Annotated in this window: 10 protein-coding genes; 7 read left to right on the top strand and 3 right to left on the bottom strand. The window is 61.8% G+C overall.

The annotated features are described in order from the left end of the window. The first annotated feature begins 404 nt into the window (after positions 1-404). The 3 genes from AAA021_RS02240 to AAA021_RS02230 all read left to right on the top strand — a co-directional run bounded on the left by AAA021_RS02240 (position 405) and on the right by AAA021_RS02230 (position 4258). Positions 405-2387, top strand: a complete 1983-nt coding sequence (locus AAA021_RS02240; RefSeq protein ID WP_349087767.1) for an ATP-dependent DNA helicase RecQ — start codon at positions 405-407, stop codon at positions 2385-2387. Positions 2388-2389: 2 nt separating this feature from the next. Then, a complete protein-coding gene (locus AAA021_RS02235; RefSeq protein WP_148332768.1) occupies positions 2390-3145 on the top strand; it encodes a GntR family transcriptional regulator in 756 nt (251 codons plus the stop codon). Between the two features lie 144 nt (positions 3146-3289). Continuing rightward, on the top strand, positions 3290-4258 hold the full coding sequence (locus AAA021_RS02230) for an SIS domain-containing protein (RefSeq protein ID WP_349087765.1): 969 nt from the start codon (positions 3290-3292) through the stop codon (positions 4256-4258). A 131-nt stretch (positions 4259-4389) separates the two neighbouring features. Here the strand turns inward: AAA021_RS02230 and AAA021_RS02225 are convergent, their stop codons facing one another. Then, positions 4390-5367, bottom strand: a complete 978-nt coding sequence (locus AAA021_RS02225) for an L-lactate dehydrogenase (protein WP_349087764.1) — start codon at positions 5365-5367, stop codon at positions 4390-4392. Between the two features lie 210 nt (positions 5368-5577). Between AAA021_RS02225 and metA the strand changes: the two genes are divergently transcribed. Next, positions 5578-6504 carry a homoserine O-succinyltransferase gene (gene metA, locus AAA021_RS02220; protein ID WP_349087762.1) on the top strand — a complete coding sequence of 309 codons (927 nt, stop codon included), beginning with the start codon at positions 5578-5580 and terminating at the stop codon, positions 6502-6504. A 454-nt stretch (positions 6505-6958) separates the two neighbouring features. Beyond that, positions 6959-7921, top strand: a complete 963-nt coding sequence (locus AAA021_RS02215; protein ID WP_349087760.1) for a hypothetical protein — start codon at positions 6959-6961, stop codon at positions 7919-7921. Between the two features lie 218 nt (positions 7922-8139). Here the strand turns inward: AAA021_RS02215 and AAA021_RS02210 are convergent, their stop codons facing one another. Continuing rightward, the gene (locus tag AAA021_RS02210) at positions 8140-8736 is read right to left on the bottom strand and encodes a 5-formyltetrahydrofolate cyclo-ligase (RefSeq protein ID WP_349087759.1); all 597 of its coding nucleotides are present in this window, start codon (positions 8734-8736) and stop codon (positions 8140-8142) included. Positions 8737-8946: 210 nt separating this feature from the next. Here AAA021_RS02210 and AAA021_RS02205 point away from each other — a divergent pair, with 210 nt between their 5' ends. Together AAA021_RS02205 and AAA021_RS02200 are read left to right on the top strand one after the other, a co-directional pair. Beyond that, the gene (locus tag AAA021_RS02205; RefSeq protein ID WP_349087757.1) at positions 8947-10149 is read left to right on the top strand and encodes a zinc-ribbon domain-containing protein; all 1203 of its coding nucleotides are present in this window, start codon (positions 8947-8949) and stop codon (positions 10147-10149) included. A 57-nt stretch (positions 10150-10206) separates the two neighbouring features. Beyond that, entirely contained in the window at positions 10207-10602 is a 396-nt protein-coding gene (locus AAA021_RS02200) for a hypothetical protein (protein ID WP_349087756.1), read from the top strand. 322 nt (positions 10603-10924) lie between these two features. On the opposite strand, the gene AAA021_RS02195 is transcribed toward AAA021_RS02200, so the two are convergent. Then, positions 10925-13969 carry an insulinase family protein gene (locus AAA021_RS02195; protein WP_349087754.1) on the bottom strand — a complete coding sequence of 1015 codons (3045 nt, stop codon included), beginning with the start codon at positions 13967-13969 and terminating at the stop codon, positions 10925-10927. Positions 13970-14339 lie beyond the last annotated feature (370 nt).

The following is a 14339-nucleotide window of genomic DNA, read 5'->3' as shown; positions in this document are numbered from 1 at the left end:
TCACGGCCTCGCCGGTGTCCGCGTCGAGGGCGCAGACGGTGGTCGACCTCAGGTGGACGTCCATCCCGAACGCGGTAGAATACTTTGGCATGGGAGCCTCCCAACCTCGTTGCGGCGCGGCTGCGCCCATGGCACTTCAACATCATTGTCGCAGCCCCGACCCGCGGTCACGAGCGGGGGCTCCTATCTTTTTAGTGCCCTCGGATTGGGTCATAGTGTCTGTTCGCGCCAAAACATCGGCGTTGCCGGGCCGGCACTTGGGGACGTTCCTTTTCTGTCGGCACCTGGGGACACTCCTTAGTCATTGGGGACGCTCTTAAACGACTAGTCTGGGCGGCGGCCGTGTGCTGCTGTCCGCGTGGCGGCGTATAATCGGCGGCAGATGACTTGGACGTTAGGAAACCATGACCGATAGCATGCAGCAGATGGCGCTCGACACGCTCGGCGCCTATTTTGGCTACACCTCGTTTCGCCCGGGACAGGACCACATGGTCGATGCGATCCTTGCCGGTCGCGATGCGCTGGGTGTTATGCCCACGGGCGCCGGCAAGTCCATTTGCTACCAGGTGCCCGCGCTCATGCTGCCCGGCATCACCTTTGTGGTGAGTCCGCTGCTGTCGCTTATGGAGGACCAGACCCGTGCGTTGCTTGCGGCGGGCGCGCGGCCCAGCTATCTCAACTCCAGTCTTACTCCGGCCCAGCAAAACACCGTGCTCAAGCGGGCGCGCGAGGGCCGCTACCAGCTTATGTACGTGGCGCCCGAGCGCTTGCTCGAGCCGCGCTTTTTAGCCTTTGCGCAGGAGGCCGCGAGTTCTGCCGGCATTGGCGTGCCGCTCGTGGCCATTGACGAGGCCCACTGCGTGAGTCAATGGGGCCAGGATTTCCGCCCCGCCTACCTGCAGATTCGCGAGTTCATCGATTCCCTGCCGCAGCGCCCCATCGTGGCGGCCTTTACCGCCACGGCGACCGAGCGCGTGCGTGCGGACATTCAGCAGATGCTCGGCCTGCAAAACCCCGCGACGGTGGTGACGGGCTTCGATCGCAAGAACCTCTACTTTGGCTGCGAGGAGATGGGCGACAAGGCCAAGGCCGCGTGGGTGCGCGACTATGTGATTGCGCATTCGAGCGAGAGCGGCATCGTGTATTGCTCGACCCGCAAGACGGTCGATGCGCTGGCAGGTGAGCTTGCCGAGGCGCTGGGCCCCAGCGGCATTCGCGTTGGCCGCTACCATGCCGGCATGGGCAACGACGCCCGTCGTCAAAGCCAGCGCGCCTTTATCGACGACGATACCCAGGTGATGGTTGCCACCAACGCCTTTGGCATGGGTATCGACAAGCCTAACGTGCGCTACGTGATCCATAACAACGTGCCCGAGAGCATCGAGGCCTACTACCAGGAGGCGGGCCGCGCCGGTCGCGATGGCGACCCGGCCAGCTGCCATTTGCTGTGGAACGGCAACGATTTTCGCATGCGCCGCTTTTTGATCGATCGCGGCGACGCTGCCGACGAGGCGCTTGACGATGAGCAGCGCGCGTGGGCACTCCAGAATCGATATCGCCTGCTCAGCCAGATGGAGGGCTACTGTAATACCACCGGCTGTCTGCGCGAATACATGCTGCGCTACTTTGGCGACGAGGCCGCGGCCGAGCATGCTGCTGCGGCTGGTGCGGGCGCCACCGCCACGGATGACGCCGAGGGCTGCGGCAACTGCAGCAATTGCCTCACGCAGTTCGAGGTCGAGGACGTCACTGACATGGCCCGCGCCGCCGTGCGCTATGTGGCCACGCGCCCCATGCGCTTTGGCAAGTCGCTGATCGCCGACGTGCTCCACGGCGGCAACACCGAGCGCATTCGCCAGATGAACCTGGATCAGGACAGTGGCTATGGTGAGCTGTCGAGCGAATCGGTCGGACGCATTAAGGACATCATCGGGCAGCTGTGCGGGCGCGGCTATTTGGCTACCTCGCAGGGGCAGTACCCGGTCGTGGGACTGGGCCCGCGCGCCGGCGAGGTCGAGGACGAGGTGTTTGCCTTTACCGTTAAGCGTCGTGCGTCCAAGCGCAAGGCCTCGGCCCGCGCCCGCCGCGCCGTCGATCTGCTGCGCGAGGAGGCCGAGCTGGATCAGCGCCCGCGTGTTGGCGACGATGCCGAGCTGTTCGAGCGCCTGCGTGCCCTCCGCAAGGAGATCTCGACGGAGCTGGAGATGGCGCCGTACATGGTCTTTTCCGACAAGGCCCTGCGCGGCCTGTGCCGCCTACGCCCACAGACGCGCGACGAGCTTATCCAGGTCAACGGCATCGGCGAGAAAAAGGCCGACGCCTTTGGCGAGCAGTTTATGGCGGCGATTGAAGAGTTTGAGTCCGAGCATGCACGGAATGGAGCATAACGATGGCATCCGATGATAAAACCGAGCGCACTGAGGTGTCCGCTGTGCCGCTGTACCAGCAGGTTATGGACGACCTAAAGGGCGAGATCGCGCGTGGCGTGTACGCATCCGGCTCGCGCATTCCTTCCGAGATGGAGCTCGCGAAGTACTACGGCGTGGGACGCATCACCGTGCGCCGCGCCATCGAGGAGCTGTCGCGCGCGGGGTATCTCAACCGCCAGCAGGGGAGGGGCACGTTCGTGTGCGCGCCCAAGCTCAAGCGCAAGATTGTCCAGAAGGGTGATGTTCAGAGCTTTTCCGAGGGTTGCGCTGCCAACGACATGGTGCCGGGTGCGCGCCTGGTATCGCGCACGGTGGTTGCGGCGACGCGCGAGGACGCGGCGTTCTTTGGCGTAGAGCCCGGCTGCGAGCTTATCGTGGTCGAGCGCGTGCGCACGGCCGACGGCATCCCCGTCATGCTCGAGAACAACGCCTTTGTGCTGGCTGACCATCCCTATCTGCAGACACTTGCCGATAAGGACCTCACCGATAACTCGATCTTTGCGCTCGTTGCCGAGCATTCGGGCCGCGCGCCGCTCAAGTCCGACCCTTGCACCGTGGAGATTGCGCTTGCCGATGCTCAGGCGGCCCCGCTGTTGGAGGTGCCGGTCGGCGAGCCGCTCTTCTATATGGAGGCGTACTTTACCGATGCGGACGAGCGGCCCTTGCTGCTCGGACGCCAAAAGATCGTGGGCTCGCGCTACGTGTTCGACATCTAACGTCCATAGATAGAACAACATAGAACAAGTTTGGTGAAATGACTTCACGAGCGTCGTCGTGCGTGCTATAAATAGGACAACATAGAACGACCGCAGGTACGAGCTGTCGTCGTTCAAAACCGCCACACAAGGAGGAGCATCACCGTGAACGCACGCGATCTGGTTCAGGAAATTATCGAGCGCAAGGGCAAGATTGAGAACGTCTTTTGGATCGCCTGCGGCGGTTCGATGATCGACCTGATGCCGGCCAACGAGCTGCTCAAGCGCGAGGCCACCACGTTTGCCTCGACGGTCTACACGGCGCGCGAGTTTTGCCTGATGGCTCCCAAGAGTCTTGGCGAGAAATCACTCGTCATCGCCTGCAGCCACAGCGGCAATACGCAGGAGGTCGTCGACGGTTGCGAGATGGCGCTGGCAGCCGGCGCCGAGGTCGTGGCCATGACCGACTGCGAGGGCTCCAAGATTGATAACGGCAAGTGGACCACCTGGGTCTATCCGTGGGGCGAAGGCGTGCCGCAGGCCGAGGTTCCGCAAGGCATCGGCGTCCTGATGGCTGCCGAGCTGCTCGACCAGCAGGAGGGTTACGAGGCACTCGCCGACATGTACGCCGGCCTTAAGCAGATGGATGCGCTGTTGCCCGCTGCCCGTGAGAAGGTCAACGCCGAGCTGGGCGATCGCTTTGCCGAGCTCTGCCAGCAGCACAAGTTCTTCTATATCCTGGGCTCCGGCCCCAACTTTAGCCAGACCTATGCCATGGCGATCTGCTCGCTCATGGAGATGCAGTGGCAGCACTGCTGCTACATCCACTCCGGCGAGTACTTCCATGGCCCGTTCGAAGCCACCGAGCCCGGCGTGTTCTACTTTGTGCAGCTCGGATCGGGCGAGTGCCGCCCCATGGAGGAGCGCGCTCTTGCGTTCCTCAACACGCACACCGATACCGTCATGGTGCTCGATGCGCTCGAGTACGGCGTGGGTGAAGTGCCTGCCAGCGTGCGTTCGTACCTGGAGCCGATCTTCTTCTACGCGATGAGCTGCGAGCTGCGTGCCGCCCGCGGCAAGGTGTTCGACCACAGCCCTGAGATTCGTCGCTACATGGGCATCGAGCGGTACTAGGTAACGGGAAAAGCATTCACCTTCGATTCGCAAGCGAACAGCGTGCGTAAAAAGCGGGCCGCGCCGGTGGGTTTCCGGCGCGGCCCGCTTAGTATCGCGCATAGATTCGCAAGGTTGCGGCAGCCAGCGGCTTACTTGGCGTCGTAGGCCTCGGTATCCCACCAATCGAGCTGGGCGATGTTGTCGCGGATGTGCTGGCAGCTCTTGTGGAAGCCCTCGAGCTCGTGCTCGGAAAGGTCCAGCGTGTAGACCTCCTCGACGCCCTCGGCGCCGATCACGCACGGCAGGGAGGTAAAGATACCCTCCTCGCCATACTGGCCGGTCATGAGCGTGGATGCCGAAAGCACGGCGTGCTCGTTGTGCAACACAGCGGCGCAGACGCGCGCGGCGGAGTTGGCGACGGCGTACTCGGTGCACTGCTTGCCCTGGTAGGTCACATAGCCGCCCTTGCGTGCGAGCTCCTCGATCTCCATGTGGTCGAAGGCATACTTGTCGGGGTTCTCGGCCTGAAGTTCGTTAAGGCTCTTGCCGGCGATGGTTGCGGCCTTAAAGGCTGCCAGCTGGCTAAAGCCATGCTCGCCGATCATGTAGGCGTCGATGGACTTGGGGCTCACGCCGACCTTCTTGGAGATCTCGGTACGCAGGCGGGCAGAGTCCAGGCCGCAGCCCGAGCCGATAATCTTCTTGGGATCGTAGCCGGTCAGATGCCACAGCTCGGTGCACACGACGTCGCAGGGGTTGGAGATGCTCACGAAGATGCCGTCAAAGCCGGCGTCGACGATGCGCTTGGCAAAGGTGCGGGCGGCGTCGGTGGTAAAGAACAGCTCGCCGTCGCGGTTGCCGGCGGCCAGCGCGACCTTGCCGGCGGCGTTGACGATGACGTCGCAGCAGGCTAGCTCCTCGTAGTGGTCATAGCAGTTGACGATCTTGGTGTTGTACGGGACAAACGAAAGGGAGTCGCGCAGGTCCTGGACCTCGGACGTCACCTTGGCCTCGTTGATATCGCACAGGTACAGCTCATCGGCAATGCCCTGCATGAGCAGGCTGTTGGCGACATGTGCTCCTACGTGGCCCTGGCCGACCACACCGATCTTACGCGTCTGGTACATATATGTATCCTTTCGGCCGAGTTTTTCGCGTCGAACCATTGTAGCGTCCTGCTGCCACTTTGCTAGGCTAAAGCGCCATAGATTTTTGGGCATGCCTTAATCTCTACTTTTGGAGTGATTTGGGCCGCTGACGGCATCGCTGGGCGATATGCTCGCGCGGATGGGGCCGCTCGTTGTACCATAGCTGCAACTGACTCGTAAGGAGCATCCATGCCCATTCGCATCCCCGACGCCCTCCCTGCCGCCGCGCAGCTCGAGAGCGAGAACATCTTTGTCATGACCGAGTACCGCGCGCTGCACCAAGACATCCGTCCGCTGCGCGTGCTCATCCTCAACCTCATGCCCACCAAGATCGCCACCGAGACGCAGATCATGCGCAAGCTCTCCAACACGCCGCTGCAGGTGGAGGTGGACCTGCTGCGCACGAAAACGCACGAGGCCACGCACGTGAGCGCCGGCCACCTGGAGACGTTCTATCGCACGTTCGACGACATCCGCGACATCCACTACGACGGCCTGATCATCACGGGCGCGCCGGTGGAGCAGATGCCGTTCGAGGAGGTCGACTACTGGCCCGAGCTCTGCCAGATCATGGATTGGTCCACCACGCACGTGCACTCCACGCTGCACATTTGTTGGGGCGCGCAGGCCGGTCTGTACCATCATTACGGTATCCAGAAGTATGACCTGCCGGCAAAGGCAAGCGGCGTGTTCGAGCATTATCTGGTGAAGCCGCAAAGCCCGCTGGTCCGCGGCTTTGACGACCGCTTCTATGCCGTACATTCGCGCAACACCGATGTGCGTCGCGAGGACGTGGAGGCCGAGCCGCAGCTTGAGGTCGTGGCCGTGTCCGACGAGGTGGGCCTGTACATCGTCAAGTCGACCGACAGCCGTCGCTTCTTTGTCTTTGGCCATCCCGAGTACGATACCGACACGTTGCGCCTGGAGTACGAGCGCGACGTGAAGCGCGGCCTCAACCCTCAGGTGCCGGCGCATTACTTCCCGGGCGACGACCCCACCGCCGAGCCGCGCAACGTCTGGCGCAGCCAGGCTCAGCTGTTCTACACCAACTGGCTCAACTACTACGTCTACCAGACCACGCCCTACGACCTGGCCCGCGCCGGCGAGGAGCGCTAGGCTGCGGCTGCGGCCGTGACTGCCGCCGTAGCCGTCGCGCGACGAGCGTGGATAATTGGACACACGAGCGTGGATAATCGGACGCTTGTTGAATGGGCGTGGATAATCTCCCACTTTTGGTCGAGGAACAGGCCCAAAGTGGGAGATTTTCCACGCTCGATTTTTCTGCGGCTGTCGTAGGCGGCAGCACCACGCGTCGAGTGTTTACGGACCGCATCGCAAACTAGGTAGTTTTGAGCTGCGGCATATTTTCTTTTAATGAAATCGACGGCTTTTGAGGCATAAAAATGTGGAGACAGGGACCTCTGGACAACCGCTCTACCTGCATATATGGACCAGTGGCCTAAAACGTTCAAAACCGTCAAGCATTTGGCCAGCGCCTGGTCGGCATTTGGTCAGACTTTGCATGAAACCGTCTGGTACGTTTGCGCCGTTCCAAGAGTTGGGAGGCGACATGGCAAACATGACGGCGAATCAAAGACTCACATGCCACATTAAAGCGTGCGAGCAGCAGATGAGCTGCGTGTACGCGCGCACGACGGCGGAGGCAAAGCAGATTGAGCGGCGGGTGGAGGCGGGAAGCCTCGAAGCGGTCATGCCGGGGCTGTATGCGCGTCCGGAATACTGGTCCGAGCTTAAGTTTCGGCAGCGTTATCTGCATCGGGTGCGGGCGCTTGCGCAAAAGCATCCCGACTGGACATTTTGCTCCTATACGGCGGCTGTTATCTATGGCCTCTCGGTTTCGTATGCCAATTTGACGCACATCCATATCGCCGTGGCGCCGGCACGATCGACGACGCCAGGCTCTCAGGTCGTTCGCCATCGGTATGCTTATCGAACACGGGACAGCGAGATGGATATTGCCGTGACCGATATCGATCAAACGATTGTGGATTGCCTGGTCGATGCATCGTTTGTCGAAGGGCTGATCATTGCGGACTCGGCGCTCCATGAGCAGCTTTTGTCGAAGGAGCATCTCATTGAGGCAGTTAACAAGCTTGGCTTGAATCGCCGCGGTGTTGTGACGGCGCGTAGGGTTGCACGGTGTGCCGACGGCCTGTCGGAAAGCGGCGGCGAGTCCAAGGCGCGGGCGCTGATAATCGAGCGCGGCTGGCAGGTTCCGGAGCTGCAAGTTGAGCTGTTCGATCCGGTTGAGCCGGGAAGGCCGTATCGCGTTGACTATTTGTGGCGCGTGGGTGACCGGTTGATTATCGGGGAGTTCGACGGATTCGTTAAAAGCGAACAGGCGGCGGAGGAGGGCAAGCTCGCAAAGGCGCAATTTGACGAGCGCCAGCGCGAGTCGAGGCTTTCGATGCTCGATAACTGCAAGATTGTGCGCTTGTGCTGGGATGACCTAAAGGATCTGACAAAGCTCGACCGCAAGCTCAAGGTTGCCGGCGTGCCGCGTGCCTGCTGAGACGGTTGCAGGGCGTTAGGCTGCACGAGCGTGGAAATCCGGACGGACGAGCGTGGGAATTTAGACGCGCATTGGTTGAGCGTGGATTTTCGGACACACGAGCGTGGATTATCGGACGTTTGAATAATGAGCGTGGATAATCTCCCGTTTTTTGCCCCCGAACAGGCCCAAAGTGGGAGATTTTCCACGCTCATCTTGCGGGTGCGATACAACGGCATTTAGGCGCTGACGATGTTGGGTAGCGGCAGGTCGTGGGCGTCGGTGGGAACGCCGTCGACGCGCTGTTCGTCAAAGGCGATGCCGACGATTAGGCATTCAGGTGCAACTGTGGACAGGTAACGGTCGTAGCAGCCTCCGCCGTAGCCCAGGCGCGCGCCGGTGCGGTCGAAAGCCACGAGCGGCACGACAACCATGTCGAGCTCGGCGGCGGGCACGATGGGGCAGCGATTGCTGTCGATATCCGTAGCCGCGAAGGCCCGCGTGGGATGAGCGATAAACGGAGCCGTGGATACATCGCCGGCGGCGACCGCTCGCATGCACATGCGCTGGCTACATGCGGCGGCGTCGCTTGCCGAGAGCATGCACGGATAGGCTACGCGCCAGCCACGCGCGACGGCCGCGGCGGCAAACGCGGCAGGGTCGACTTCGGAACCCATGGCGGCATAGACGGCAACGGTGCGTTGGCCCGCATTGCCGCTGGGTTCCATCAGCTCAACAAGCCGCGCGCATACAACAGCAGACTTTGCCGCCCGAACATCCAAATCAAGAGCATCGCGCCGAGCAATCACCGCCCGCCGCAACTCAGCCTTATCCATCCCAGCCTCATCTCCCAAACCTACCAAAAAGGGACAGGTTTATTTTGGCAGGTTTTATCTGGGCAAACGCGACGGATTCATCTCAAACTGCCACAAAGGTGCCTATCCCCTTTGTGGCAGTTTGGCTCCCGCTTGGCTTTGTTGCGCAACAAGGACTGCATTTTTGGGTTTACCTTCATGATGGAAGGAATGAACCGAAAGGAGCCCGCCATGTTTTGTCGCTCGTGTGGCATGCCGCTTGTCGACGACGCCCTCTTTTGCCCCGTATGCGGCGCGCCCGTAGCGCCCGACCAGGTCGCGGCCACGCAGCAACCCCAGCCTGCCGCACCCGCTCCCCAGCAATACGTGCCTGTGCAGCAGCCCGCGCGGCGCAAGCGTTCCAAGAAGCCCCTCATCGCTCTCGTCGCGGCACTTGTCGTGGCGGCGGGTATCGGCGGTGGCGCGCTGTTCTACTTCACCCAGATTGCGACCACGCCCATCGACGAGAAAACCTTTCCGGACAGCGGCATGCGTGCGCTTGTTTCGACCAAGTACGACACCAACGGCGACGGTCGCATCTCGCGCGACGAAGCCAAGGCGGTGACATCGGTCGAGCTGGACGGCATCACGTCGACGCAGGGCCTGGGCAAGGTGTTCCCCAACGTTACCAGTGTGGAAAAAGGCGGGGACAAACTCGTCAACCTGGACCTTTCGGGCTGTGGCGACCTTAAGACTGTCGAGCTTGACTCGGCGAGCAACGTCACCGTCGTTAACCTGGACGGTTGCGACAACATCGAGAAGCTCGACCTCAAAAATGCCGAAAACCTTAAAAGCGTCGATCTTTCGGGTAAAAAGAAGCTCGCCACGTTGGCACTGCCGCAGAATACGAAGGTTAGCGGTATTAAAGACACACAGCTTGACGAGCTGTGGCTGCCGGTGTCCTACGAGGGTACCGACAAGAGCGATACGTACGGTGATATTTTAAAGATCGAGCGCGATGAAAACGGCTACGTCACAGGGTATATGTCTCACGCTAAGCAAGCTGGCGGCGTAAGCTACAGCGTTGAACATGACGAGACACATCGCATCTCTAAGATTGAGGAAGATCTGGCGGGCGGTTACGAGAACGTCAACACGTTTACGTACGACGCCGACGGTAACGTCACGCGCATCGACTGCGATGCCGACATTAGCGATTCGTCGAGCACCACGACGTTTACCTACGACGCGGACGGAAACTTGATCAACAAGACGACCGATGCGGGTTACGGCGAGAGCGCGAGCACGTATGTCTACCAGGACGGCAACATGGTGACCAACACCGATACCAGCCCGGCCAATCCTCGCACGGTCGTGTATTCGTACGGATACGACAAGGATCGCGTGACGTCCTTTACGCTGGACTGTCAGGGCGACACCGTGGGCACCATGTGAACGATCACCGCGGGCTACGAGTACGACAAGGACGGCAACATTTCGCGTATCTCGCCTGTGGCATATGACTCGCACGGCAACGATTACGGCTCGCTGAACTCGTATGCCGCGGTAGATTATTCGTACAGCGACGGAAAGCTCGACAGGATCGATTCCGAGCGCGGCGGCTATGCGGAGTTCTACTACGACGAGCACGGCAACCTGACGTCGGTCGACGAGTATGCCGGCCGCGGTTCGGATGCCGAGTTTGAGTTTGAGCACGAGGTCGAGTACCAGCGCTACTTCTGGAGCAAGCACGAGAAGAACAAGCCGGAGGAGTGGATTCGTCTGGATGCAGAGTACGACGTCGACCAGGGTAGCTGGAACAATGACTCCGATTATGGTCGTGAGTGCTTTGCAACCATGTACAAGCTTGATCCGCTGGCTGCCAGGCTGAACCCGTTTCTCAAGTAGCAACTCGCTCGCAAACCACCAAAAGGGGGCAGACGCCTTTGGGTGGTTTTTGCTGAAGGGCGGGCATCTGCGGCGGTTTGTCTCGATCTGTAACAGTAACTCGGCATAAATGGACCTAGCTGTTACAGATCGAGACAAAGAGCCGGCGACATTCAGAATTGTCTCAATCTGTAACATCTGGAGCCGATATCTTCGTCCGGGCGTTACAGATTGAGACAAACCGGCGGACCGGGCAGGCGGGCCGAAGTCAGATCGCCTGCTCCGTCCGCGGCAAAAGAAAAGGTAGATTTTTAGGCATGTCCCAAAAATCTACCTTTGTGCGTTAGGCCAGCAGGTCGATGACGGTAAAGCCGGCGTTGCTCTTGGAGATGACGTCTTGGCCGCCAAAGACGCAGGTGGGCGACTCGGCTGCGATGCGCGTCACGTCGGCGCCGAGCGAGCGAAGCTCACCGGGCGTGGCAGCGAGCATCTGGGCGCGGCGCTCCTCGCGGGCGTGCGGATCGAGCCCGGCCAGGTAGGTCGTGTTGCGGCGCTTGGTGAGCGCATAGGGCTTCACCGGCGCATCCATGCCGCTCACGCAGCTCACGATAAAGCCCTCAAAGGCGGCCTCGTCGGGCTCAAAGCTGCCGAGCCATTTGCCTGCGCGCGCCACGCGCTCAATCGAGGGATCGATTGCCGGGTCGCGGTAGGTGTAGAACGCCGCCTGACGCTCGCCGGCCGCGCGGAATCCGCAGCCGTACGCGCCGCCCTTTACGCGGATCTCGTTCCACAGGTAGTCGTAGGAGAGCGCGTTGGCGGCAACCGCCCAGGCGCCTGTCACGTCGAGCCCCAAGCGACGCGGGTCGCACGCGCTTGCCGCAAAGCAGATGTCGCTGGGGATGACAAAAGCCTCGTGGCGGTCGCACGGCGTCGGCACCACGAGCGCGTCGCGGCCGGCATCGGCGCTGTCGCCAGCGTCCAGCCCCAGGTCGCCCGCGGCGGCCCAGTACGCGTTAAAGTCCTCGTTGCTGCCGGTAAAGCTCGCCAGGCAGCCGTCGGCCACAAAGATGCGGCCTGCCAGCTCGGCAAGCTTGGCACGCAGGTCGTCCAGTCGCTCGTCAAAGTGCTCGAGCAGATCGCGCAGGAACAGGTAGAAATCCACGCCCGAAAGCTGCTCGCGCACTACGGCCGAAGGTGAGCTGTAGCTCATCGCGCGGCCGAGCGCCGCCGAGTGACCGTTGTTGATAAAGCCCTGCTCAAGCCCAATGCGAATCTGTGTGAGCACGTCGCGCACGCGGTCGGCATCGGCATCGAGCAAAAGCGTGCTCGACCACACCTCGCGCGGCAGGCTCGCCAGCGCATCGATCTTCTCGGACAGGGCGCCTGCGCTCACCAGCAGGTAGGGGCGCACGCCGTCCACGTCGGGCTGGGTCATGACCTCGGTCGTAAAGCTCAAAAAGCCCAGCTTGCCGGCGAGCAAGTTGTCGAGCTCCTCGGCCGAGTGCTCGCTCGTGGGCAGCTGTTTGAGCAGGCGGCAGAGCAGCGTCACATAAGGCAGGTCCTCAAACGCGACGCAGCTCAGGTCGAAATACTGCATGGCGTAGGCCAGACGGTTGGTGGGGATGCCGTGGCGCAGGCAGGGGATGGGCGCGGTCGTGTCCACGATCAGCGGCGGCTCGGGGCGCGCCTCGCCAATGTCGGACACGCGCAGGCGCGGCAGCGTAGCCTTGGCCTCGGGTGTGTCTTCCGCCTCCTGTGCGGCACGCAGCGCGGCCGTGCGCTCGACCACGTCGGCCAGCTCGGCATCGGTCATGGCATCGCGCTTGGCTGCCAGCTCGGCGGCCTCGGCACCCTCCGAACCCTCGGCGGCGTCCACCGGCACCAGCTCGACCAGCGCCATGTGGTCGTTTTCCAGCACCAGCTCGCGCAGCAGGTCCTCAAAGTAGCTGCCATCCAGCTCGCCACGCAGCTCCTCGTACACCGGGCCGTACTTGAGTGCCAGCGTCGCGGCGTCGTCATCGTAGAGCCAGGTGCTCAGCGCGTCGCACGCAATGGCCACACCGTCGGCGATACCGTAGTCGCGCTGGCGCAGGTCGTATTCGTTGCTGCTGATGATGGCTTCCAAGCGCTCGCGCGGAACGCCGTGCTTGCACAGGTCGCGGCAGGCGTCCTGGAACACGCGGCGCAGATCGCGCGCCACGCCGGGCTGCGCGTTTTGCAGCATGATGAGCTCGTAGGGCTGCAGGCTCTCGGCCGCGGTGTAGCTCACCACGTTGCCGCCCAGGCCGGCGGCCAGAATGGCCTTCTTAACCGGCGCTTCGTTGGAGCCCAGCAACGCCTCGAACAGGATATCCGCCGCGATCGTGCGCTTACGGTCGAGCGCGCTGCCCAGCACCAGGCCCAGGCCAACCAGGGCGTTCTCGGGCGTGGTTGCCATCTCGACGCGCTTATACTCGCAGGTCACGGGCGCTTGCACGCCCAGCGGATTGGGCGCCAGCGTGGACGGGTCCTCGCCGGCGGCGACGGCAGCGTCCATGCGGCGACTCGCGGCACTCGGCTGCGACAGATAGCGCTCGTCCAAAAAGGCCAGTGCGCGGTCCACGTCCAGGTCGCCGTAGAGCGTGATATAGGAGTTGGAAGGATTGTAGTGGCGCGCGTGCGTATCCAGGAACTGCTCGTAGGTGAGCGCAGGGATCGCGCGTGGGTCACCGCCGCTCTCGTGCGCATAGGCGGTGTCGGGATAGAGCGCGGCGTTGACGGCGTCGTCCAGCACGCTCATGGGGTCGGACAACGCGCCCTTCATCTCGTTGAACACCACGCCGTTATAGCGCAGCGTGCCCTCGTGCAGGCTCGCGAAGCTGCCGTCGCCCTCGCCCTCGGCGCCCTCCGGCAGGTCCAACTCGTAGTGCCAGCCCTCCTGCTCAAAAATGGTGGGTTTGGTGTAGATGGCCGGGTTGAACACAGCGTCCAGGTACACGTCCATTAGGTTGTACAGATCCTGCTCGTTGGTGGTGGCAACGGGGTAGATGGTCTTGTCGGGGTAGGTCATGGCGTTGAGGAACGTCTGCATGGAGCTCTTGATCAGGTCGACAAACGGCTCCTTGACGGGGAACTTAGCCGACCCGCACAGCACCGAGTGCTCAAGAATATGGAATACGCCGGTGGAATCGGCCGGCGGCGTCTTAAAGCCAATGGCAAAGGCCTTGTTCTCGTCGTCGCACGCCAGGTACAGCAGGCGAGCGCCCGAGGCGGTGTGGCGCAGCACGTAAGCGTCCGAGTCGAGCTCGGGCACGGTCTCGCGGCGCTCGACGGCAAAGCCGTGACAGGTGGTGCCGGGCACCAGCAGCGCGGAGGCAACGGCGCGCGGGTCGGTTGAGGTGGTGGGCATATGCAGTCTCCTTTGACGCCCCATCGGGGGCGAATCGAGTCGAATCCTCGAGAGTATACCCATATGGGGCCCTCGACCAATCTGCCGGATGAGCGTGGATTTTCGGACACACGAGCGTGGAAATTCGGACGCCCACCAAATGAGCGTGGATTTTCGGACGAAATCGGCTGCCAAAAGCCCAAAAACCGTCCAAATATCCACCCTCATTTCCCGACCGTCCAAAAATCCACGCTCATCCGCCGCCCGCACATCTCTCATATCTCATTCGTCTCTAATACGAGAGATAACAGAAAGATGAGAGATAAATATGAGAGATAACAATGCTGCAAAGAGACAGGCAACCATGGTATTGTCTCAATATAGATTGTTT

Origin of the sequence: Collinsella sp. CLA-JM-H32 (genome assembly GCF_040098165.1) — a bacterium.
Taxonomy (GTDB): domain Bacteria; phylum Actinomycetota; class Coriobacteriia; order Coriobacteriales; family Coriobacteriaceae; genus Collinsella.
Note: the sequence above shows the minus strand (reverse complement) of the source record. Positions and strands in the feature narration are given on the sequence as shown.